The organism is Streptomyces sp. NPDC002055 (assembly GCF_040296705.1).
Taxonomy (GTDB): Bacteria; Actinomycetota; Actinomycetes; order Streptomycetales; family Streptomycetaceae; genus Streptomyces.
This window is the reverse complement of the sequence record NZ_JBEOXS010000060.1, coordinates 1-20,712: the sequence shown is the minus strand read 5'-3', so window position 1 is coordinate 20,712 and position 20,712 is coordinate 1. Positions and strand designations below refer to the sequence as shown.

Genomic DNA, 20,712 nt, shown 5'->3' with positions numbered 1-20,712 from the left:
AAGCGGACGGGCAGGAACAGTCAGTGATCCGGCAACGTCACGCACAGCCTCGCAATATCCGTCGATACCCGCCGACTTCCTGTCAGCACTTCGGTACGGACCAAGGGATTACCAACACTTGACCCGTGAGGCGGAACCGGCCGCTGTCCCGGCGGGCCGGTCCCGCCGGAGCGGTGGGCGGAGCTGCGGAATCGTCGCCTGGGTCGAGAGTGGGTGCCGGACATGGAGTTCCGCGGGAGCGTTCCGCACGACCCGGGACAGCCCACCGCGATCCCCGTGACGGACGGCCCGCCGAGCCGGCCGCCCTACGAGGGGATCTGGCGCTTCACCGTTCCCGCCCTGGACTCCTCGGTGCCGCAGGCCCGGCACGCCGTCCGCGATCTGCTGCACGACCAGCGCGTTCCGGCCCTGGACGACATCGTCGAGGGCCTGCTGCTGATCGTCTCCGAGCTGGTCACCAACTCCGTCCGGCACGCCGCGCTGCTCTCCCCGGAGGTGGGTGTGGAGGTCGCGGTCGGCGCCGGCTGGGTGCGGGTGGCGGTGGAGGACAACCACCCCTACCGCCCCAAGGCCCTCCACGCCGACCAGGGCGGAACGGGCGGCCGGGGGCTGCTGCTCGTCCAGGTGATCACCGCGGAGGCGGGCGGCGTCTGCGACGCGGAGCGCACGGCGGGCGGCGGCAAGGTGGTGTGGGCCGCGCTGCCGCTGGCGGGCCCGGGCCCCGCGCTGTCGTGACCGACGGGCTCACCGGCCGCCTTCCCACCTCACCAGCCGCCCCGGCCTCACGGCCTCACCAGCGCCGCCCGCCTTACGACCTCACGAGCCGCCCCGGCCTGACGACGTCACCAGCCGGCCGATGCCCCCGTCAGCTCCCTGATCGCCGGACGGGCGGCGTCGAGCACGGTCATGAACCAGGCGGAGAACGGCCGCTCCGCGTGCAGCCGCGCGAGCTCCTCCGCGCTCACGAAGGCCGTTCCGCCGACCTCGTCGGGGTCCGGCTGCGGCGGCGCCTGGACCAGCCCCACGAAGAGGTGGTTGAACTCCTGCTCCACCAGCCCCGACGCCGGGTCCGGGTGGTTGTAGCGGACGGTGCCGGCCTCGCACAGCAGCGACGGGGAGACGCCCAGCTCCTCCGCTGTGCGACGGGCGGCGGCGGCGAACGGCGCTTCCCCGGGGTACGGGTGGCCGCAGCAGGTGTTGGACCAGACACCGGGCGAGTGGTACTTCCCCTCGGCCCGCTGCTGGAGCAGCAGCCGGCCGGAGGAGTCGAAGAGGAAGACCGAGAAGGCCCGGTGCAGCCGGCCGGGCGGCAGATGGGCGGAGAGCTTCTCCGCTGTGCCGATCGTCGTGCCGCTCTCGTCGACCAGTTCGAGCATGATCGGTTCTGCGGCGCCGTTCGGCGAGACGTCGGCCGCGGAGGCTGGTGTGGTCGGCATGGCCATCCTTCGGTTGGGCTGCGAACCTCCAAGTCTGCCGCACCGGCCGGGAAAGGCTCCAGCGCCGCCCTCGCGTTTCCCCGATCCGCGGCGCGATCGGTCGCCCGGAGTCCGCCGCGCGCCCCGCCGGGGCGTCGCGCGCGGCGGCCTCAGCGGCGGCCTCAGCGGCGGCCTCAGCGGCGGCCTCAGCGGCGGCCTCAGCGGCGGCCTCAGCGGCGGCCTCAAGGGCGCGGTCGGCCCAGGGGCGCGCCCGGCTCACTGGCGCGCCCCGGGGCAGCGGTGTGCGGCCCGGCTCAGTGGTGCGGCCCCGCTCAGTGGCAGAGCCGGGCCTCGTGCACGGCGTGCCCCGAGGGCTCCAGCTGGAAGGTGCAGTGCTCCACGTCGAAGTGCTCCCCCAGGCAGTTCCGGAGATCGTGCAGCAGCTTCTCGTGGCCGACGGCGTCGAGCGCCTCCTGGCTGACCACGACATGCGCGGAGAGCACCGGCAGGCCGGAGGTGATCGTCCAGGCGTGCAGGTCGTGCAGCCCCTCCACCCCGGGAAGGTCCAGGATGTGCCGCCGGACCGCCGCCATGTCCACGTCCTTCGGGGCCGCCTCCAGCAGCACGTCCAGCGCCTCGCGGAGCAGCTTCCAGGCGCGGGGGACGATCATCAGGCCGATGAGCAGCGAGGCGATGGGGTCGGCCTGGCGCCAGCCGGTCGCCACGACGACCGCCGCCGAGACGATGACCGCGAACGACCCCAGGGCGTCCGCCACCACCTCCAGGAACGCCCCCCGGACGTTGAGGCTCTCCCGCTGGCCGTGCAGCAGGACGGCCATCGAGATGAGGTTCGCGACCAGACCCACCACACCGAAGACGACGGTCAGCCCGCCCTCGACCTCGGTGGGCGTGATCAGCCGGCGGACCGCCTCGTACAGGATGTAGCCGCCCACGCCGAACAGCAGCAGGCAGTTGGCCACCGCCGCCAGCACCTCGGCACGGGCGTAGCCGAAGGTGCGGCGTTCGCTCGGCGGGCGGTTGGCGAAGTGGATGGCGAGCAGCGCCATCGAGATCCCGACGGCGTCCGTGGCCATGTGCCCGGCGTCGGCCAGCAGGGCCAGGGAGCCGGTGACGACCGCGCCGGCGATCTCCGCCAGGAGCACGGTCAGGGTCAGGCCCAGCGCGATGCGCAGCCGCCCGCGGTATGCCGCGGCCGCGGTGCCGGTGGCGCCGGGCGGCGGCCCGTGGGTGTGTCCGTGATCGTGCCCTGCCCCCATACCCGCTGCCTCCAAGGGTCGCTGACGCTGTGGTGTGCGGTGCCGGCGTGGCCCGGTCGTATGCCCGCCGTGATCACAGTGAACTACTGGTGCACCGTGCCCGGCAACACGGCACTGAACACCGTTGTCATTGCCTCTGACCTGCTGTTATGTCATCGGCGCAGGACCTGCGGGAACGTCCTTCCGGGGGCTGTCCGGGACCCTCTGCCGGGGTCCGGAAGCGGGGTGCCGCCGCCGGCGCGGGAAGCCGGCCGACGGGAGCGAGTGCGCGGCTGACGGTGGACGGGAGCGGCCGGACGGGACCACCGGCCGTCGCGAGCGGCTCGGGCAGCCGGGGTCCCGGGCGCCTCCCGTCGGCGCGTGGGGCGCGGCCCGCCCCCGTCAGCAGCAGCCAGGCGCCCCCGCCCCGCCACCAGCGGCCCCGCGGCACCGTCAGCGCGTGCGGACCTCCGGGTGCCGCAGGCACCAGCCCTCCCAGGCCGACTCGACCATGTCCCGCACGTCGTGCCGGGCGCTCCAGCCGAGCTCCTTGGCGATCAGGTCGGCGGCGGCGACCACCTGGGCCGGGTCGCCCGCGCGGCGCTCCACCACCCGCGGGGCCGGTTCCGTACGGCCGGTGACCTCCGCCACCAGGTCGGCCAGCTCGCGGACGGACACCCCGTGGCCGGTGCCGATGTTGACCGTCAGATCGCCCGGCCCCTCCTGCGCGGCCAGCCGGCGGGCGGCCACCAGATGGGCGTCGGCGAGGTCGGCGACGTGGATGTAGTCGCGGATGCAGGTGCCGTCGGGGGTCGGGTAGTCGCCGCCGAAGATCAGCGGGGCATCGCCGCGGGTCAGCGCGTCGAAGAACATCGGGATGACGTTGGACACGCCGAGGTCCGACAGCTCCGGACGGGCCGTGCCCGCCACGTTGAAGTAGCGCAGACACACGGTGGCCAGGCCGTGGGCCCGGCCGGTGGCCCGGACGAGCCACTCACCCGTGAGCTTGGTCTCGCCGTACGGATTGATCGGCAGGCACGGGGTGTCCTCCGTGACGAGGTCCACATCCGGCATCCCGTAGACCGCGGCCGAGGAGGAGAAGGCGAACCGCTTCACCCCGGCCGCCACCACGGCCTCCAGCAGCACCGTCAGCCCGTGCACGTTCTCCGTGGAGTAGCGCAGCGGCTGCTCGACGGACTCGCCGACCTGCTTCCGGGCTGCGAGATGCACCACCCCGGTGACGTGGTGCCCGGCGAGGGTCCGGTCCAGCAGCGCGCGGTCCAGCACGCTGCCGCGGACCAGGGGGACGCTCTCCGGCAGGCGCTCAGGGAGACCCGAGGAGAGATCGTCCAGGACGACGACGTTCTCACCGGCCTCCGTCATGGCGCGCGCCACGTGTGCTCCGATGTAACCGGCTCCACCGGTGATCAGCCATGTCATGCGCGGCAGCGTAACGCCGGTGCCGTTTGTCGTGGGGCGCGGTGATCGACCATGATGCTCCGAACGGATCTTCATCGGTCGTCGCCAACCCTTCTGTGACCTTGTCCGGGCGCAAATGGGCGATGAACGATCGCTTCCGAGGATCCGATAGCCTCTGCCGACGTGCCGCCCGCCCGTACCGGAGCCGGGGCGTGTCACGACCCGCCTGTCCGGACACCCCGGTGCTCCGCGGCGGCCACGCCAGCAGTCAAGGAGTGAATTCGTCTGTCGACCGCCATCCTCACCGGTCCGCCGGTCGCCGGGTCGCAGCTCGAGGGCGATCTGCGATCGCTGGGCTTCGACGTGGTCGCGGCCCCGGCCGGTGACGACCTGGCGGCACTGGCCGCCGCACTGCCCGCCACCGAGCGCGTCGCCGTGGTGGACTCCCGGCTGATCGCCCACCGGCACGCCCTGCGGATGGCGCTGACCGACCCCCGCTTCCCGGCCGCCGCGGTGACCGGCGCGGTCACCGTGCAGCCGGAGGACCGCGCGGCCCTGCTGCGCGCGCTCGCCGAGGCCGCCGCCCCCGCGACCGTGGGCCCGGACACCGCCGGCGCCGCGGAGCCGGCCGCCGGACCGGGACCCGGCGCCGTGCCCGAGCGCACCGCCGCCGCCCTGGACGCCGCGGGCGTCGCCGTGCACCGCCCCGAGCTGGGCGTCCTCGTCGCCCGGGTGCCCGCCGACGACGCCGAGCTGGCCGAGACCCGCGCCGCCCTGGACGCGGTCGACGACGAGCAGGTGCGGCTGCGCACCGCCGTGAAGGCCCGCGACGGCTTCTTCACCACCTACTGCATCAGCCCGTACTCGCGGTACGTGGCCCGCTGGTGCGCCCGGCGCGGCCTCACCCCCAACCAGGTCACCACCGCCTCGCTGCTCACCGCGCTGATCGCGGCCGGCTGCGCGGCGACCGGCACCCGCCCCGGCTACATCGCCGCGGGTGTGCTGCTCATCGCCTCCTTCGTGCTCGACTGCGCCGACGGGCAGCTCGCCCGCTACTCGCTGCAGTACTCCACGATGGGCGCCTGGCTGGACGCCACGTTCGACCGCGCCAAGGAGTACGCGTACTACGCCGGGCTGGCCCTCGGCGCGGCCCGCGGCGGCGACGACGTCTGGGCACTCGCGCTCGGCGCGATGGTGCTCCAGTCCTGCCGGCACATCGTGGACTTCTCCTTCAACGAGGCGAACCACGACGCCTCCGCGAACACCAGCCCCACCGCCGCCCTCTCCAGCCGGCTCGACAGCGTTGGCTGGACGGTCTGGCTCCGCCGGATGATCGTCCTCCCGATCGGCGAGCGCTGGGCGATGATCGCCGTCCTCACCGCGCTGACCACCCCGCGCATCGTCTTCCTCGCGCTGCTCATCGGCTGCTCGATAGCCGCCTGCTACACCACCGCGGGCCGGGTGCTGCGCTCCCTGACCCGCCGGGCCGAGCGGACCGACCGCGCCGCGCAGGCACTGGCCGAACTCGCCGACTCCGGTCCGATCGCGGAGGCGGTCGCCGGAAAGCGGGGCGGCGCGGCACGCGTGGGTTCGTTCGCCGCGCCCGTCTGGGCCGCGGCCGGTACGGCCGCCCTGCTGGCCACGCTGGCCTTCCGCCCCTTCGGCGACTGGACGACCGTGCTCGCCGCGCTGGTCTACGCGCTCTGCGCGGGCCGGGCCGTGGCCCGGCCGCTCAAGGGCGCCCTCGACTGGCTGGTGCCGCCCCTCTTCCGGGTCGCCGAATACACCGCCATTCTGTTGCTTGCCGCCCGTTCGGAGGAGCAGGGCGCCTTGCCTGCGGCTTTCGGGCTGGTGGCCGCCGTCGCCTACCATCACTACGACACGGTGTACCGCATCCGCGGCGGCACCGGCGCGCCCCCGCACTGGCTGGTGCGGGCGATCGGCGGGCACGAGGGGCGGGTCCTGGTGGTTACGATCGCCGCCGTCCTGCTGCACCACTCAGGTTTCACCATCGCGCTGACGGCCCTCGCTGTGGCCCTGGCGCTGGCGGTGCTCATCGAGAGCATCCGTTTCTGGGTGTCCTCCGGGGCACCCGCTGTACACGACGAATCAGGAGAACCCGCATGATCGGCCTCGTGCTGGCAGCCGGCGCCGGACGGCGTCTGCGCCCCTACACCGACACCCTGCCCAAGGCACTGGTGCCGGTCGACGGCGACACCACCGTCCTCGACCTCACTCTCGGCAACTTCGCCGAGGTGGGCCTGACCGAGGTCGCCATCGTCGTCGGCTACCGCAAGGAGGCCGTGTACGAGCGCAAGGAGGCCCTGGAGCAGAAGTACGGCCTCAAGCTCACGCTGATCGACAACGACAAGGCCGAGGAGTGGAACAACGCCTACTCCCTGTGGTGCGCCCGTGACGCGATCAAGCACAGCGTGATCCTCGCCAACGGCGACACCGTGCACCCGGTCTCCGTCGAGAAGACCCTGCTCGCCGAGCGCGGCAAGGGCCAGAAGATCATCCTCGCCCTCGACACGGTGAAGCAGCTCGCCGACGAGGAGATGAAGGTCATCGTGGACCCGGAGAAGGGCGTCCAGCGCATCACCAAGCTGATGGACCCCGCCGAGGCCACCGGCGAGTACATCGGTGTCACCCTCATCGAGGGCGAGGCCGCCGAGGAGCTCGGCGACGCCCTGAAGACCACCTTCGAGCGGGACCCCGACCTCTACTACGAGGACGGCTACCAGGAGCTCGTCAACCGCGGCTTCAAGATCGACATCGCGCCGATCGGCGACCTCAAGTGGGTCGAGATCGACAACCATGACGACCTGGCGAAGGGCCGTGAGATCGCGTGCCAGTACTGACCCGACTCATCCCGTCGCCGCTCGTCGTCGACATTCGGGCCGGGGCACTGGACGATCTGGCGGGCGTCCTCGCCGACCAGCGCATCTCCTCCTCGGGGAAGCTGGCCATCGCCATCAGCGGCGGCTCCGGGGCGGTGCTGCGCGAGCGGCTCACCCCGGCGCTGCCCGGCGCGACCTGGTACGAGGTCGGCGGCGGCACCCTCGACGACGCGATCAAGCTCGCCGATGAGATGAAGTCCGGGCACTACGACGCGGTCGTGGGCCTGGGCGGCGGCAAGATCATCGACTGTGCGAAGTTCGCCGCCGCGCGCATCGGCCTGCCGCTGGTCGCCGTGGCGACGAACCTGTCGCACGACGGCCTGTGCTCGCCCGTCGCGACGCTGGACAACGACGCGGGCCGCGGCTCGTACGGCGTGCCCAACCCGATCGCGGTCGTCATCGACCTCGATGTGATCCGCGAGGCCCCGGTCCGCTTCGTGCGCTCCGGCATCGGTGACGCGCTCTCGAACATCTCCGCCGTGGCGGACTGGGAGCTCGCCCACCGGGAGACCGGCGAGCAGATCGACGGGCTGGCCGCCGCCATGGCGCGCCAGGCGGGCGAGGCCGTGCTCCGGCACCCGGGCGGCGTCGGCGACGACGGCTTCCTCCAGGTGCTGGCCGAGGGTCTGGTGCTCACCGGCATCTCGATGTCCGTGGCGGGCGACAGCCGCCCGGCGTCGGGTGCCTGCCACGAGATCAACCACGGCTTCGACCTGCTCTTCCCCAAGCGCGCCGCCAGCCACGGCGAGCAGTGCGGCCTCGCCGCAGCGTTCGCCATGCACCTGCGGGGTGCCCAGGACGAGTCCGGTCTGATGGCGCAGGCCCTGCGCCGGCACGGGCTGCCCGTCCTGCCGGAGGAGATCGGCTTCAGCGTGGACGAGTTCGTCCAGGTGGTGGAGTACGCACCGCAGACCCGGCCCGGGCGCTACACGATCCTCGAGCACCTGGACCTGTCCACCGACCAGATCAGGGACGCATACGCCGACTATGCCAAAACCGTCACTAGCTGAACTCCGTCCGGTCGTTCACCCCGGTGGGCTGAAGGACCGGCGCAGCGGGGAGCACTGGGCCGGGCGCATCTACATGCGGGAGATCTCGCTGCGGTGCACCCGGCACCTGGTGAACTCCCGGATCACGCCCAACCAGTACACCGGCCTCATGATCGTCGCCGGTGTGGCCGCGGGCGCGGCACTGCTGGTGCCCGGCCTGGCCGGGGCGGTGCTCGGCGCACTGCTGATCCAGGTGTACCTGCTCCTCGACTGCGTGGACGGAGAGCTGGCCCGCTGGCGCAAGCAGACCTCGATCACCGGGGTCTACCTCGACCGGGTGGGCCACTACCTGAGCGAGGCCGCGCTGCTGGTCGGCTTCGGCCTGCGCGCCGCGGACCTGTTCCACCGGGACGGCTCGTCCACCGAGTGGCTGTGGGCGTTCCTCGGCACGCTCGCCGCGCTCGGCGCCATCCTGATCAAGGCGGAGACGGACCTGGTCGACGTCGCCCGTTCGCGCAGCGGCCTCCCGGCCGTCAAGGACGAGGCGTCGGTGCCGCGCTCCTCCGGCCTGGCCCTGGCCCGCAAGGCCGCGGCCGCGCTGAAGTTCCACCGGCTCGTCGGCGGCGTCGAGGCGTCGCTGGTGATCCTGGTCGCGGGGATCGCGGACTTCGTCCACGGCGACCTGCTGTACACCCGGATCGCCGTGGTGCTGCTCGCCGCGATCGCGGTGCTGCAGACCGTGCTGCACCTCGTGTCGATCCTGGCCTCGAGCAGGCTCAAGTGAAGGCGGCCCCGATGCACCGGAACCCGGGGGAGAGCTCCCCGCAGACCGCGAAGGTCGGAGCGGTCGTCCTCACCATGGGCAACCGCCCCGAGGAGCTGCGCGCCCTGCTCGACTCGGTCGCCAAGCAGAACGGCGACCGGGTCGAGGTGGTCGTCGTCGGCAACGGCTCCCCGCTGCCCGAACTCCCCGACGGCGTCCGGACGGTGGAGCTGCCGGAGAACGTGGGCATCCCGGCCGGCCGGAATGTCGGCATCGAGGCGTTCGGGCCCGGCGGCGGCGACGTCGACATCCTGCTGTTCCTGGACGACGACGGTCTGCTGCCGGGCGTGGACACCGCTCAGCTCTGCCGCGAGGCGTTCGCCGCCGACCCGGAGCTGGGCATCATCAGCTTCCGGATCGCGGACCCGGACACCGGCGAGACCCAGCGCCGGCACGTCCCGCGGCTGCGCGCCTCGGACCCGATGCGCTCCTCCCGGGTCACCACCTTCCTGGGCGGCGCGAACGCCGTGCGCACCACCGTCTTCCAGCAGGTCGGCGGCCTGCCGGACGAGTTCTTCTACGCCCATGAGGAGACCGACCTCGCCTGGCGGGCGCTCGACGCGGGCTGGATGATCGACTACCGCTCCGACCTGGTGCTGTTCCACCCGACCACCGCCCCCAGCCGGCACGCGGTCTACCACCGGATGGTCGCCCGCAACCGGGTCTGGCTGGCCCGCCGGAACCTCCCCGCGCCGCTCGTCCCCGTCTACCTCGGGGTCTGGCTGCTGCTCACCCTGGCGCGACGGCCCTCCCGCCCCGCGCTGCGGGCCTGGTTCGGCGGCTTCAAGGAGGGCTGGACCACTCCGTGCGGACCTCGCCGCCCCATGGGGTGGCGTACGGTGTGGCGTCTGACCCGACTGGGCCGACCTCCCGTGATCTGACAAGCTCGGGTCTGAGAGCATCGGGCGTGCCCCGGGACCGGCAGCCGCCGGCGTCGGTGCCACGCCCGATCCGGCTGCGCATCTCGAAGACGAAAGTTTCCATTAGTGAGTGAGACAACGCATGACGGTGCGGTCGCGGTGAGCGCCCCGCCATCACCTGACGAGGGACTGTCCCCGGCGGAGCTGGCGGACAAGTACGGGCTGTCCGTCAGCGGTGCCCGTCCGGGCCTCGGCGCCTACGTGGGCCAGCTCTGGGGGCGCCGGCACTTCATCCTGGCCTTCTCGCAGGCGAAGCTCACGGCTCAGTACAGCCAGGCGAAGCTCGGCCAGCTGTGGCAGGTGGCGACCCCGCTGCTGAACGCCCTCGTCTACTTCCTGATCTTCGGGCTGATCCTCGAGGCCGGCCGGGGCATGGAGATCAAGGTCTACATCCCGTTCCTGGTCACCGGTGTCTTCGTCTTCACCTTCACCCAGAGCTCCGTGATGGCGGGTGTCCGCGCGATCTCGGGCAACCTCGGACTGGTCCGCGCGCTGCACTTCCCGCGCGCCTCGCTGCCGATCTCGTTCGCCCTGCAGCAGCTCCAGCAGCTGCTGTTCTCGATGATCGTCCTCGTCATCGTGGCGGTCTCCTTCGGCAGCTACCCCGCCCTGTCGTGGCTGCTGATCGTCCCGGCCCTGGCGCTGCAGTTCCTCTTCAACATGGGGCTCGCGCTGATCATGGCCCGGATGGGGGCCAAGACCCCCGACCTGGCCCAGCTGATGCCGTTCGTCATGCGGACCTGGATGTACGCGTCGGGCGTCATGTTCTCGATCCCGCTGGTGCTGGAGGGCAAGCCGGCGTGGATCGCCGACGTCCTGCAGTGGAACCCGGCGGCCGTCTACATGGACCTCATCCGCTTCGCGATGATCGACGGATACGGCAGGGAGAACCTGCCGCCGCACGTCTGGGCGCTCGCGCTCGGCTGGGCCGTGCTCGTCGCCGTCGGCGGCTTTGTGTACTTCTGGAAGGCGGAGGAGCGGTACGGCCGTGGCTGAGCAGGACACGGGGGCACGGATCCCCACCGTCATCGCGGACGAGCTGCACATCGTCTACCGCGTCAACGGCGCCCGGACGGGCAAGGGCAGCGCCACCGCTGCCCTGAGCCGCATCGTGAAGCGGGGCGGCGAGTCGCCGGGTGTCCGCAAGGTGCACGCGGTGCGCGGGGTGACGTTCACCGCGTACCGGGGTGAGGCGATCGGGCTGATCGGGTCGAACGGCTCCGGGAAGTCGACCCTGCTGCGGGCCGTCGCGGGCCTGCTGCCGCCGGAGAGCGGCAAGGTCTACACCGACGGCCAGCCGTCGCTGCTGGGCGTGAACGCGGCGCTGATGAACGACCTGACCGGTGAGCGGAACGTCATCCTCGGCGGCCTGGCCATGGGCATGACCCGGGAACAGATCCGCGAGCGCTACCAGGGCATCGTCGACTTCTCCGGGATCAACGAGAAGGGCGACTTCATCACCCTGCCGATGCGCACGTACTCCTCCGGCATGGCGGCCCGGCTGCGGTTCTCGATCGCCGCGGCCAAGGACCACGACGTGCTGATGATCGACGAGGCGCTGGCCACCGGCGACCGGAAGTTCCAGAAGCGCTCCGAGGCCCGCATCCGGGAGCTCCGCAAGGAGGCCGGCACGGTCTTCCTGGTCAGCCACAACAACAAGTCGATCCGGGACACCTGCGACCGCGTCCTGTGGCTGGAGAAGGGCGAGCTGGTCATGGACGGCCCGACCGACGAGGTCATCAAGGCCTACGAGAAGGAGACGGGGAAGTAGCCCGTCCGACGCTCTGCCCGTGGTGAAGGCCCCCGCCGGAGCGCACCGACCGGTGGGGGCCTTCGCGTGTCCGGGGGCCGGCCGCCCCCGTCCGGGACCGTGCCCCGCGCCGCCGGGACCGGTCCGGCGGCGGCACCGGAGTGACCCCCTCCGTTCGACGGACTGCTGTACGGCGTAAGCTGTGCCGGTGCGCAATTGCGGCAAGTCGGGCGTAATGCCCGGGGTGTCGTCGTCGAGCGGTGCGCATCGCCGCAGGCGAGCGGGCGGCGTGTCCGAAATAGGATGTTCTGGGTCAGCAGTGTAGAACGGGAGATGTGACGGCTATGGCTACGGGTACTCTCCGGCTCCGGGGTACGTGCGCCGTCCCCCGCCCGGGTTCACCCCTGGCATCCGGCACCGGCGGCACCACCGCCGCCGGCACGGGCGGCACCACCGCCCCGGTCTCCGGCACACACCGTTTCCCGGCGTCCCACCCGGACGGCTCGGCCTCGCCCGACGGCACGTCCTTCACCGACGGCATGTCCTTCCCCGACGGCACCTCCTTCCCCGACGGCACGGCGCCCGGCGGGCGGCGATGACGGCGGGCACGGCCGAGCACACCCGCGCGGTCCTCGACAAGGCGCGCCGGGAGAACTTCCCCGTGGCGCCCCGGTTCCTGCCCCGCGCCTGGCGCAGCGACCTGATGGCCGTCTACGGCTACGCCCGGCTCGTCGACGACATCGGCGACGGCGACCTCGCCCCCGGCGGCACCGACGCGGTCCTGCTCGGCCTCGACCGCGCCCGCGCCGACGACCGGATCGCCCTGCTCGACGCCCTCGAAGCCGACCTGAACCGCGTCTTCGCCCCCGGCGGCGCACCGCGCCACCCGCTGCTGGCCGCGCTCCGGCCGGCCGTGGACCGCTGCGGCCTCACCCCCGACCCGTTCCGCGGCCTCCTGGAGGCGAACCGGCAGGACCAGCGGGTCCGCCGCTACGCCACCCACGACGACCTCCTCCGCTACTGCGAGCTGTCCGCGAACCCCGTCGGCCGGCTCGTCCTCGCCGTCACCGGCTCCACCACCCCCGAGCGGGTGCGCCGCTCGGACGCCGTCTGCACCGGACTGCAGATCGTCGAACACCTCCAGGACGTCGCCGAGGACCTCGGCCGCGACCGTATCTACCTGCCCGCCGACGCCATGAAGCGCTTCGGCGTCACCGAGGCCGACCTCGGCGCCGCCCACGCGAGCACCGCGGTGCGCGAACTGATCGCCTTCGAGGCGGCGCGCGCCCGGGAGCTGCTGGACGAGGGCACCGCGCTCGTCGGCAGCGTCCGCGGCCGGCTCAGGCTGCTGCTCGCCGGATTCCTGGCCGGTGGCCGCGCCGCGCTGCGGGCCCTTGCCGCGGCCCGGTACGACGTTCTCCCCGGCCCGCCCAGGCCCACCAAGCTCGACCTCGTGCGCGAGCTGGGGGCGACACTGCGAAGAGAGGGGTGAGCCGGAACCGTGAACGGATCCGTACCCGCGTCCGCCCCGGTGCTCGCCGCGTACAGCTACTGCGAGACCGTCACCGGACAGCAGGCCCGTAACTTCGCCTACGGCATCAGGCTGCTGCCGGCCGACAAGCGGCAGGCCATGTCGGCGCTCTACGCCTTCTCCCGCCGGGTCGACGACATCGGCGACGGCAGCCTGGCCCCCGAGGTCAAGCAGGCGCGGCTGGAGGACACCCGCGCGCTGCTCGGCCGCGTCCGGGACGGCCGGATCGAGCCCGACGACACCGACCCCGTCGCCGTGGCCCTCGCCGATGCCGCCGCCCGCTTCCCCATCCCCCTCGGCGGGCTCGACGAACTCATCGACGGCGTCCTGATGGACGTGCGCGGCGAGCGGTACGAGACCTGGGAGGAGCTGCGGGTCTACTGCCGGTGCGTGGCCGGGGCGATCGGCCGGCTGTCCCTGGGGGTGTTCGGCACGGCGGGCCGCGGCGCGCCCGAGGCGGACCGCGCCGCCGAGTACGCGGACACGCTCGGCCTCGCCCTGCAGCTCACCAACATCCTGCGGGACGTCCGGGAGGACGCCGGGAACGGCCGGACGTACCTCCCGGCCGAGGACCTCGCCAAGTTCGGCTGCTCCGCGGGGTTCCACCAGGAGCGGCCCCCGGCCGGCGCCGACTTCACCGGCCTCGTCGAGTTCGAGGTGCAGCGGGCCCGCGCCCTCTTCGCCGAGGGGTTCCGGCTGCTGCCGCTGCTCGACCGGCGCAGCGGGGCCTGCGTCGCGGCGATGGCGGGCATCTACCGGCGGCTGCTGGACCGCATCGCCCGCGACCCGCAGGCCGTGCTGCGCGGCCGGGTGTCGCTGCCGGGGCGCGAGAAGGCGTACGTCGCGGTCCGCGGCCTGTCCGGTCTGGACGCGCGGCACATCACCCGGCAGTCGGTCCGGGGGCGCGCCTGATGGCTCCGGACCGCACCCCGCCGACGGCACCCCGGACAGCCGTCCTCCGTCCCCGGGCAACCCTCGGGCCGCGTACTGCGTCGTGGAGGGCGGTGGCCGAAAACCACCACGGCACCGCACCGGCACAGGAGGGCAGATGACACCGGACAGCACGCCGTCCGGGCTGCCCCGCCAGGGCACGCCGGACGCCGCCGCGCGCACCGCCGTCGTCGTCGGGGGCGGACTCGCCGGCATCACCGCGGCGCTCCGGCTCGCCGACGCCGGCCTGCGGGTGACCCTGGTCGAGGGCCGGCCGCGGCTCGGCGGACTCGCCTTCTCCTTCCGCCGCGAGGGCGCGGCCGGGGAGCTCACCGTCGACAACGGCCAGCACGTCTACCTGCGCTGCTGCGCCGCCTACCGCTGGTTCCTCGACCGCGTCGAGGGCAGCCGGCTCGCGCCGCTCCAGGACCGCCTCGACGTGCCCGTCCTGGACGCCGGGACCGGGGGCGCCCCCCGGCTGGGACGGCTGCGCCGCACCGCGCTGCCGGTCCCGCTGCACCTGGCCGGCGGCCTCGCCCGCTACCCGCACCTCTCGCCGGCCGAGCGGGTCGGCGTGGCCCGGGCCGCGCTCGCCCTCAAGGGGCTCGATCCGGCCGATCCGGCCCTGGACGGCACCGACTTCGCGAGCTGGCTGCGCCGCCACGGCCAGTCGGAGCGCGCCGTCGAGGCGCTCTGGGACCTCGTCGGGGTCGCCACGCTCAACGCCCGCGCCGCGGACGTCTCCCTCGGGCTCGCCGCCATGGTCTTCCGGACCGGGCTGCTCTCCCGGCCGGGCGCCGCGGACATCGGCTGGGCCCGGGTGCCGCTCGGCACGCTGCACGACACCCTCGCCCGCGCCGCGCTCGACGCGGCCGGCGTGCGGACCGTGCTGCAGGGCCGCGTCCGGTCCGTCACCCCGGCCCCGGACGGCGGCTGGCAGCTCGGTCTGCGCCGCGGCGGCGAACCGGAGCGGCGGCTGGGCGCCGACGCGGTGGTGCTCGCCGTCCCGCAGGACGAGACCGCCGCGCTGCTCCCCGAGGGCGCCCTCGACGACCCCGGCCGGCTCCGCGCGATCGGCACCTCGCCGATCCTCAACGTGCATGTCGTCTACGACCGTCCGGTGCTGCGCCGTCCGTTCTTCGCCGCGCTCGGCACCCCGGTCCAGTGGGTCTTCGACCGGACGGACGCCTCCGGGCTCACCGGCGGCGGCCAGTACCTGGCGCTGTCCCAGTCCGCGGCGCACGACGAGATCGACACCCCGGCCGGGACCTTGCGCGAGCGCTATCTGCCGGAGCTGGCGCGGCTCCTGCCCGCGGCCCGGAGTGCGCAGGTGAGAGACTTCTTCGTGACCCGGGAGCGAACAGCGACGTTCGCCCCCGCTCCGGGCGTCGGACGGCTCCGCCCCGCGGCCCGGACCCGGGCACCCGGCCTCTACCTGGCCGGTGCGTGGACCGACACAGGCTGGCCCGCGACCATGGAGGGCGCCGTCCGCAGCGGGATCACCGCGGCGCGGGCAGCACTCTCCGAACAGGGCCGCCCGCATCTCGACCCTCCCCCCGCCTTCCGGCGGGGGAACCCGCAGCAGGAGGCGGCATGACCGCGTTCGTAACGGGGGCGGAGCCCCGAACCCCCGGGACCACGGGACACACCCCCGGGACCACAGGACACAGAGGAGAGACCGTGTCTTCGGACAACCCGGCGATCGACACCGCGGGCGTCACCGCGCTGCTGGAGCGCGGACGGACGCTCGCCACCCCGGTGCTGCGTGCCGCCGTGGACCGGCTGGCGCCGCCCATGGACACGGTCGCCGCCTATCACTTCGGCTGGATCGACGCCGCGGGCCAGGCCGCGGCGGGGGACGGCGGCAAGGCCGTACGCCCCGCCCTCGCCCTGCTGTCCGCCGAGGCGGCCGGCGCCCCGCCCGAGACGGGCATCCCCGGCGCCGTCGCCGTGGAACTGGTGCACAACTTCTCGCTGCTGCACGACGACCTGATGGACGGCGACGAGCAGCGCCGGCACCGGGACACCGTCTGGAAGGTCCACGGACCCGCCCAGGCGATCCTGGTCGGTGACGCGCTGTTCGCGCTGGCCAACGAGATCCTGCTGGAGCTCGGCACGGTCGACGCGGGGCGGGCCACCCGGCGGCTCACCACCGCCACCCGCAAGCTGATCGACGGCCAGGCCCAGGACATCTCCTACGAGCACCGCGAACGGGTCACCGTCGAGGAGTGCCTGGAGATGGAGGGCAACAAGACGGGCGCCCTGCTGGCCTGCGCGGTCTCCATCGGCGCGGTCCTCGGCGGTGCGGACGACCGGATGGCCGACTCGCTGGAGGCCTACGGCTACCACCTCGGGCTCGCCTTCCAGGCCATCGACGACCTGCTCGGCATCTGGGGCGACCCGGAGGCCACCGGCAAGCAGACCTGGAGCGACCTGCGGCAGCGGAAGAAGTCCCTGCCGGTGGTGGCGGCGCTCGCGGCCGGCGGTCACGCGTCCGACCGGCTCGCCGAGCTCCTCGCCGCCGACGCCAAGAGCACCGACCTCGACAACTTCGACGAGCAGGCGTTCGCCAACCGCGCCGCCCTCATCGAGGAGGCCGGCGGCCGGGAGTGGACCTCGCAGGAGGCCCGCCGCCAGCACGCCACCGCCGTCGGGGCGCTCGACGGCGTGGACATGCCCCCGCGGGTCCGCGAGCAGCTCGTGGCCCTCGCGGACTTCGTGGTCGTCCGGCAGCGATGAGCCGCCGCCCGACGGAGATCCACCACAACCACATATAGCGCGCAGTCGCCGGCCGGCGGCCCCCCCCCGCCCTGTTCACAGGCGGGCCGGGGCGCCGGCCGACGGCAGGCCCCAGCACAGCAGAGAACCCACCGGACTCACTGCACGAAGGGGAAGCCATGACTGCGACGACCGACGGCGGCAGCGGGACCGTACCGCCCGGCGCGCCCTCGGCCACCCGGCCGCCCGTACCCGCCGCCCCGGCCCCCGGGGCCGCGCCCGCACCCGCATCCCCGACCCTCGGGGCCGCGCCCGCGCCCGCCGCCGCGCCGGTGCCCGCCGGCCCCGCCCCGGCGGCCGTTCCCGGGGCCCCCGCGGTCCGGGAGGCGGCCGAGCGGGCCGCCGGCCGGGCCGTACGGGACCTGCTCGGCCGGCAGGACCCGCAGGGCTGGTGGAAGGGCGACCTCCAGACCAACGTCACCATGGACGCTGAGGATCTGATGCTCCGGCAGTTCCTGGGGATCCGGGACGCGCGCACCACCGAGGCCGCCGCCCGCTTCATCCGCTCCGAGCAGCGCGCCGACGGCCCCTGGCCCACCTTCCACGGCGGCCCCGGCGAACTCTCCGCCACCGTCGAGGCCTATGTGGCGCTGCGGCTCGCGGGCGATGCGCCCGACGCCCCGCACATGGCCGCGGCGTCCGCCTGGGTCCGCGACCGCGGCGGCATCGCCGCCACCCGCGTCTTCACCCGCATCTGGCTCGCCCTCTTCGGCTGGTGGCGCTGGGAGGACCTGCCCGAACTGCCGCCCGAGCTCATCGCTCTGCCCCGCTGGTTCCCGCTCAACATCTACGCCTTCGGCTGCTGGGCGCGGCAGACCATCGTGCCGCTCACCGTGGTCTCCGCGAAGCGGCCGGTGCGCCCCGCCCCGTTCCCCCTGGACGAGCTGCACGCCCCGGCCGGCACCGCCGCGTCCGGCCGCCGGGCCCCCGCCACCGGCTGGGACGCCCTCTTCCAGGGGCTGGACCGGGCCCTGCACGCCTACCGCAGGGTCGCCGTCCGCCCGCTCCGCCGGGCCGCCCTGGGCAGCTGCGCCCGGTGGATCGTCGAGCGCCAGGAGAACGACGGCTGCTGGGGCGGCATCCAGCCGCCCGCCGTCTACTCCGTCATCGCCCTGCACCTCCTCGGCTACGACCTGGACCACCCGGTGCTGCGCGCGGGACTGGAGTCGCTGGACCGCTTCGCCGTGTGGCGGGAGGACGGCAGCCGCATGATCGAGGCCTGCCAGTCCCCGGTCTGGGACACCTGCCTCGCCGTCATCGCGCTGGCCGACGCCGGGGTGCCCGCCGACGACCCGGCGCTGGTGAAGGCCGCCGACTGGATGCTCGCCGAACAGGTGCTCCGGCCCGGCGACTGGGCCGTGCGGCGGCCCGGACTCCCGCCCGGTGGCTGGGCGTTCGAGTTCCACAACGACGTCTACCCGGACATCGACGACACCGCCGAGGTCGTCCTCGCGCTCCGCCGGGTCCGGCACCCCGACCCGGCCCGGGTCGAGGACGCGGTCCGGCGCGGGGTGCGCTGGAGCGCCGGGATGCAGTCCCGGAACGGCGCGTGGGCCGCCTTCGACGCCGACAACACCGGCTCCCTGCCCGGCCGGCTGCCGTTCTGCGACTTCGGCGAGGTCACCGACCCGCCGTCCGCCGACGTCACCGCGCACATGGTGGAGATGCTGGTGGGGGAGGGCCGGGCGGCCGACCCCCGCACCCGGCGCGGCGTCCACTGGCTGCTCGCCGAACAGGAGGCCGGCGGCGCCTGGTTCGGCCGCTGGGGCACCAACTACGTCTACGGCACCGGATCCGTCGTCCCGGCACTGATCGCCGCCGGCGTCCCCGCCTCGCACCCCGCCCTCCGCCGCGCCGTCGGCTGGCTGGAGCGCGTCCAGAACGAGGACGGCGGCTGGGGCGAGGACCAGCGCTCCTACACCGACCCCGAGTGGGCCGGCCGCGGCGCCTCCACGGCCTCGCAGACCGGCTGGGCCCTGCTCGCCCTGCTCGCCGCCGGGGAGCGCGACGGCACGGCCGTCACCCGCGGAGTGGAGTGGCTGGCCCGGACCCAGCGCGAGGACGGCACCTGGGACGAGCCGTACTTCACCGGCACCGGCTTCCCCGGGGACTTCTCGATCAACTACCACCTCTACCGGCAGGTCTTCCCGCTGACCGCCCTCGGCCGCTACCTGCACGGCACCGGCGACGTCCGCGGAACGGGGCCGGAACCCGGTGGCCCGCGGCGCGCCGACCTCCACCGGGCCCCCTGATGGCCGCCCCCGCCACCGGACCGCTGGTCATCGCCTGCGCGCTGGGCATCGAGCGCTTCGCCCTGCGCAGCGGCGACCGCAGCGGCGCGGCGGGACCACTGACCGTCCTGCGCACCGGGATGGGCCCGGCCGCGGCGGAGCGCACCGTGCTGCGTACGCTGCGTGACGACCCGGCGCACCGGGGCGCGGCGGTCATCGCCACCGGCTTCTGCGCCGGCCTCGCCCCCGGCATGCACCCGGGGGACCTGGTCCTCGCCGACGAGACCCGGGACGCCGAGGGGAGCATCCCCTGCTCCGGCACGGAGGTGCTGGCCGGGGCGCTCACCCGGCTGCTCCGGGACCGGCCCGGCGTCGGCCTCCACCGCGGCCCGCTGACCGGCTCGGACCACGTGGTGCGCGGCGCCGAGCGGGCCACGCTGCGCGCCACCGGGGCCATCGCGGTGGACATGGAGTCGGCCGCGACCCTGCGCAGCGCCACCCGGGTGCCCCGCGACGCCGCGGACGGGCAGGCCGGGCCGCGTCCGGTTGCGGCCGTCCGGGTGGTCGTGGACGCTCCAGAGCATGAGCTCGTCCGTGTGGGGACGCTCCGCGGTGGAATATCAGCCTTCCGCGTACTGCGCGCTGTCCTTCCGGCTTTCTTCGAATGGCACCGATCTCTGCTGCTCCCCTGGAGGTGAGCTAGATGGCCATGCCGCTCCGCCAGTCCATCCGGGTCGGGACGTACCTGCTGGAACAGAAGCTACGGCGGCGGGCGAAGTTCCCCCTGATCGTCGAGCTCGAACCGCTGTACGCCTGCAATCTCAAGTGCGAGGGCTGCGGGAAGATCCAGCACCCGGCCGGGGTGCTGCGCCAGCGCATGCCGGTCGCGCAGGCGGTCGGCGCCGTGCTGGAGTCCGGCGCCCCGATGGTCTCCATCGCGGGCGGCGAACCGCTGATGCACCCGCAGATCGACGAGATCGTCGACCAGCTGGTGGTCAAGCGGAAGTACGTCTTCCTCTGCACCAACGCGATGCTGCTCCGCAAGAAGATCGACAAGTTCACCCCCTCCTCCTACTTCGCCTTCGCCGTGCACATCGACGGCCTGCGCGAGCGGCACGACGAGTCCGTGGCCAAGGAGGGTGTGTTCGACGAGGCGGTGGCCGCGATCAAGGAGGCCAAGCGCCGCGGCTTCCGGGTCACCACCAACTCGACCTTCTTCAACACCGACACCCCGCAGACCGTGGTGGAGGTGCTCAACTACCTCAATGACGACCTGCGCGTCGACCAGATGATGATCTCGCCCGCCTACGCCTACGAGAAGGCCCCCGACCAGGAGCACTTCCTCGGGGTGGAACAGACCCGCGAGCTGTTCAAGAAGTCCTTCGCCGGCGGCAACCGGCGCCGCTGGCGGCTCAACCACAGCCCGCTCTTCCTGGACTTCCTCGAGGGCAAGGCCGACTTCCCCTGCACCGCGTGGGCGATCCCCAACTACTCGCTCTTCGGCTGGCAGCGCCCCTGCTACCTGATGGCCGACGGCTATGTGCCCACCTACCGGGAGCTGATCGAGGACACCGACTGGGAGGCCTACGGCCGGGGCCGGGACCCGCGCTGCGCGAACTGCATGGCGCACTGCGGCTACGAGCCCACGGCCGTGCTCGCCACCATGGGCTCCCTCAAGGAGTCGCTGCGCGCCGCGCGCGACACCGTGGGCGGAAACCACGGGTGAACCGGGTGCCCGGCGGGCGACCGGTCCGGCCACGGGGCCGGACC

At 73.6% G+C, this 20,712-nt stretch carries 19 protein-coding genes; 16 read left to right on the top strand and 3 right to left on the bottom strand.

Going from position 1 to position 20,712, the window contains the following annotated elements:
- Positions 1-222 precede the first annotated feature (222 nt).
- Entirely contained in the window at positions 223-735 is a 513-nt protein-coding gene (locus tag ABT112_RS28275) for an ATP-binding protein (protein ID WP_351514295.1), read from the top strand.
- A 107-nt stretch (positions 736-842) separates the two neighbouring features.
- Here the strand turns inward: ABT112_RS28275 and idi are convergent, their stop codons facing one another.
- The 3 genes from idi to galE form a co-directional block, all read right to left on the bottom strand.
- Positions 843-1,436 carry an isopentenyl-diphosphate Delta-isomerase gene (gene idi, locus ABT112_RS28270; protein WP_351514293.1) on the bottom strand — a complete coding sequence of 198 codons (594 nt, stop codon included), beginning with the start codon at positions 1,434-1,436 and terminating at the stop codon, positions 843-845.
- A 311-nt stretch (positions 1,437-1,747) separates the two neighbouring features.
- Positions 1,748-2,692, bottom strand: coding sequence for a cation diffusion facilitator family transporter (locus ABT112_RS28265; protein ID WP_351514291.1), 945 nt, complete (start codon positions 2,690-2,692; stop codon positions 1,748-1,750).
- Positions 2,693-3,124: 432 nt separating this feature from the next.
- Complete coding sequence (gene galE / locus ABT112_RS28260) at positions 3,125-4,111, bottom strand: UDP-glucose 4-epimerase GalE (RefSeq protein WP_351514289.1); 987 nt, start codon at positions 4,109-4,111, stop codon at positions 3,125-3,127.
- A 264-nt stretch (positions 4,112-4,375) separates the two neighbouring features.
- Here galE and ABT112_RS28255 point away from each other — a divergent pair, with 264 nt between their 5' ends.
- The 15 genes from ABT112_RS28255 (at position 4,376) to hpnH (ending at position 20,668) form a co-directional block, all read left to right on the top strand.
- Positions 4,376-6,217, top strand: a complete 1,842-nt coding sequence (locus ABT112_RS28255) for a DUF5941 domain-containing protein (protein ID WP_351514339.1) — start codon at positions 4,376-4,378, stop codon at positions 6,215-6,217.
- Positions 6,214-6,951: a phosphocholine cytidylyltransferase family protein gene (locus tag ABT112_RS28250; RefSeq protein ID WP_351514288.1), complete on the top strand. Its 738-nt coding sequence runs from the start codon at positions 6,214-6,216 to the stop codon at positions 6,949-6,951. The genes ABT112_RS28255 and ABT112_RS28250 overlap by 4 nt, the downstream gene beginning before the upstream one ends.
- Positions 6,939-8,000 carry an iron-containing alcohol dehydrogenase family protein gene (locus ABT112_RS28245; RefSeq protein ID WP_351514286.1) on the top strand — a complete coding sequence of 354 codons (1,062 nt, stop codon included), beginning with the start codon at positions 6,939-6,941 and terminating at the stop codon, positions 7,998-8,000. Before ABT112_RS28250 ends, ABT112_RS28245 begins: the two co-directional genes overlap by 13 nt.
- Entirely contained in the window at positions 7,978-8,763 is a 786-nt protein-coding gene (locus tag ABT112_RS28240) for a CDP-alcohol phosphatidyltransferase family protein (protein WP_351514284.1), read from the top strand. The genes ABT112_RS28245 and ABT112_RS28240 overlap by 23 nt, the downstream gene beginning before the upstream one ends.
- An 11-nt stretch (positions 8,764-8,774) precedes the next feature.
- Positions 8,775-9,683, top strand: a complete 909-nt coding sequence (locus tag ABT112_RS28235; protein WP_351514282.1) for a glycosyltransferase family 2 protein — start codon at positions 8,775-8,777, stop codon at positions 9,681-9,683.
- Between the two features lie 105 nt (positions 9,684-9,788).
- Positions 9,789-10,718, top strand: a complete 930-nt coding sequence (locus tag ABT112_RS28230; RefSeq protein WP_351514280.1) for an ABC transporter permease — start codon at positions 9,789-9,791, stop codon at positions 10,716-10,718.
- Positions 10,711-11,493 carry an ABC transporter ATP-binding protein gene (locus ABT112_RS28225; RefSeq protein WP_351514278.1) on the top strand — a complete coding sequence of 261 codons (783 nt, stop codon included), beginning with the start codon at positions 10,711-10,713 and terminating at the stop codon, positions 11,491-11,493. Before ABT112_RS28230 ends, ABT112_RS28225 begins: the two co-directional genes overlap by 8 nt.
- Before the next feature lie 323 nt (positions 11,494-11,816).
- A complete protein-coding gene (locus ABT112_RS28220) occupies positions 11,817-12,071 on the top strand; it encodes a hypothetical protein (RefSeq protein WP_351514277.1) in 255 nt (84 codons plus the stop codon).
- Positions 12,068-12,964 carry a squalene synthase HpnC gene (gene hpnC, locus ABT112_RS28215; RefSeq protein WP_351514275.1) on the top strand — a complete coding sequence of 299 codons (897 nt, stop codon included), beginning with the start codon at positions 12,068-12,070 and terminating at the stop codon, positions 12,962-12,964. The genes ABT112_RS28220 and hpnC overlap by 4 nt, the downstream gene beginning before the upstream one ends.
- A 9-nt stretch (positions 12,965-12,973) precedes the next feature.
- Positions 12,974-13,915 carry a presqualene diphosphate synthase HpnD gene (gene hpnD / locus ABT112_RS28210; RefSeq protein ID WP_351514273.1) on the top strand — a complete coding sequence of 314 codons (942 nt, stop codon included), beginning with the start codon at positions 12,974-12,976 and terminating at the stop codon, positions 13,913-13,915.
- 136 nt (positions 13,916-14,051) lie between these two features.
- Complete coding sequence (gene hpnE / locus ABT112_RS28205) at positions 14,052-15,530, top strand: hydroxysqualene dehydroxylase HpnE (protein ID WP_351514271.1); 1,479 nt, start codon at positions 14,052-14,054, stop codon at positions 15,528-15,530.
- Positions 15,531-15,613: 83 nt separating this feature from the next.
- A complete protein-coding gene (locus ABT112_RS28200; protein WP_351514269.1) occupies positions 15,614-16,672 on the top strand; it encodes a polyprenyl synthetase family protein in 1,059 nt (352 codons plus the stop codon).
- Positions 16,673-16,830: 158 nt separating this feature from the next.
- Entirely contained in the window at positions 16,831-18,963 is a 2,133-nt protein-coding gene (shc, locus tag ABT112_RS28195) for a squalene--hopene cyclase (RefSeq protein WP_351514267.1), read from the top strand.
- Positions 18,960-19,640 carry a phosphorylase family protein gene (locus tag ABT112_RS28190; RefSeq protein WP_351514337.1) on the top strand — a complete coding sequence of 227 codons (681 nt, stop codon included), beginning with the start codon at positions 18,960-18,962 and terminating at the stop codon, positions 19,638-19,640. The genes shc and ABT112_RS28190 overlap by 4 nt, the downstream gene beginning before the upstream one ends.
- 5 nt (positions 19,641-19,645) lie before the next feature.
- A complete protein-coding gene (gene hpnH, locus ABT112_RS28185) occupies positions 19,646-20,668 on the top strand; it encodes an adenosyl-hopene transferase HpnH (RefSeq protein ID WP_351514265.1) in 1,023 nt (340 codons plus the stop codon).
- Positions 20,669-20,712: the final 44 nt, after the last annotated feature.

Coding starts and splice junctions, on each gene's coding strand:
- ABT112_RS28275 (WP_351514295.1), top strand. CDS start 223: ATGGAGTTCCGCGGGAGCGTTCCGCACGACCCGGGACAGCCCACCGCG.
- idi (WP_351514293.1), bottom strand. CDS start 1,436: ATGCCGACCACACCAGCCTCCGCGGCCGACGTCTCGCCGAACGGCGCC.
- ABT112_RS28265 (WP_351514291.1), bottom strand. CDS start 2,692: ATGGGGGCAGGGCACGATCACGGACACACCCACGGGCCGCCGCCCGGC.
- galE (WP_351514289.1), bottom strand. CDS start 4,111: ATGACATGGCTGATCACCGGTGGAGCCGGTTACATCGGAGCACACGTG.
- ABT112_RS28250 (WP_351514288.1), top strand. CDS start 6,214: ATGATCGGCCTCGTGCTGGCAGCCGGCGCCGGACGGCGTCTGCGCCCC.
- ABT112_RS28240 (WP_351514284.1), top strand. CDS start 7,978: ATGCCAAAACCGTCACTAGCTGAACTCCGTCCGGTCGTTCACCCCGGT.
- ABT112_RS28235 (WP_351514282.1), top strand. CDS start 8,775: ATGCACCGGAACCCGGGGGAGAGCTCCCCGCAGACCGCGAAGGTCGGA.
- ABT112_RS28220 (WP_351514277.1), top strand. CDS start 11,817: ATGGCTACGGGTACTCTCCGGCTCCGGGGTACGTGCGCCGTCCCCCGC.
- hpnC (WP_351514275.1), top strand. CDS start 12,068: ATGACGGCGGGCACGGCCGAGCACACCCGCGCGGTCCTCGACAAGGCG.
- hpnE (WP_351514271.1), top strand. CDS start 14,052: ATGACACCGGACAGCACGCCGTCCGGGCTGCCCCGCCAGGGCACGCCG.
- shc (WP_351514267.1), top strand. CDS start 16,831: ATGACTGCGACGACCGACGGCGGCAGCGGGACCGTACCGCCCGGCGCG.
- hpnH (WP_351514265.1), top strand. CDS start 19,646: ATGGCCATGCCGCTCCGCCAGTCCATCCGGGTCGGGACGTACCTGCTG.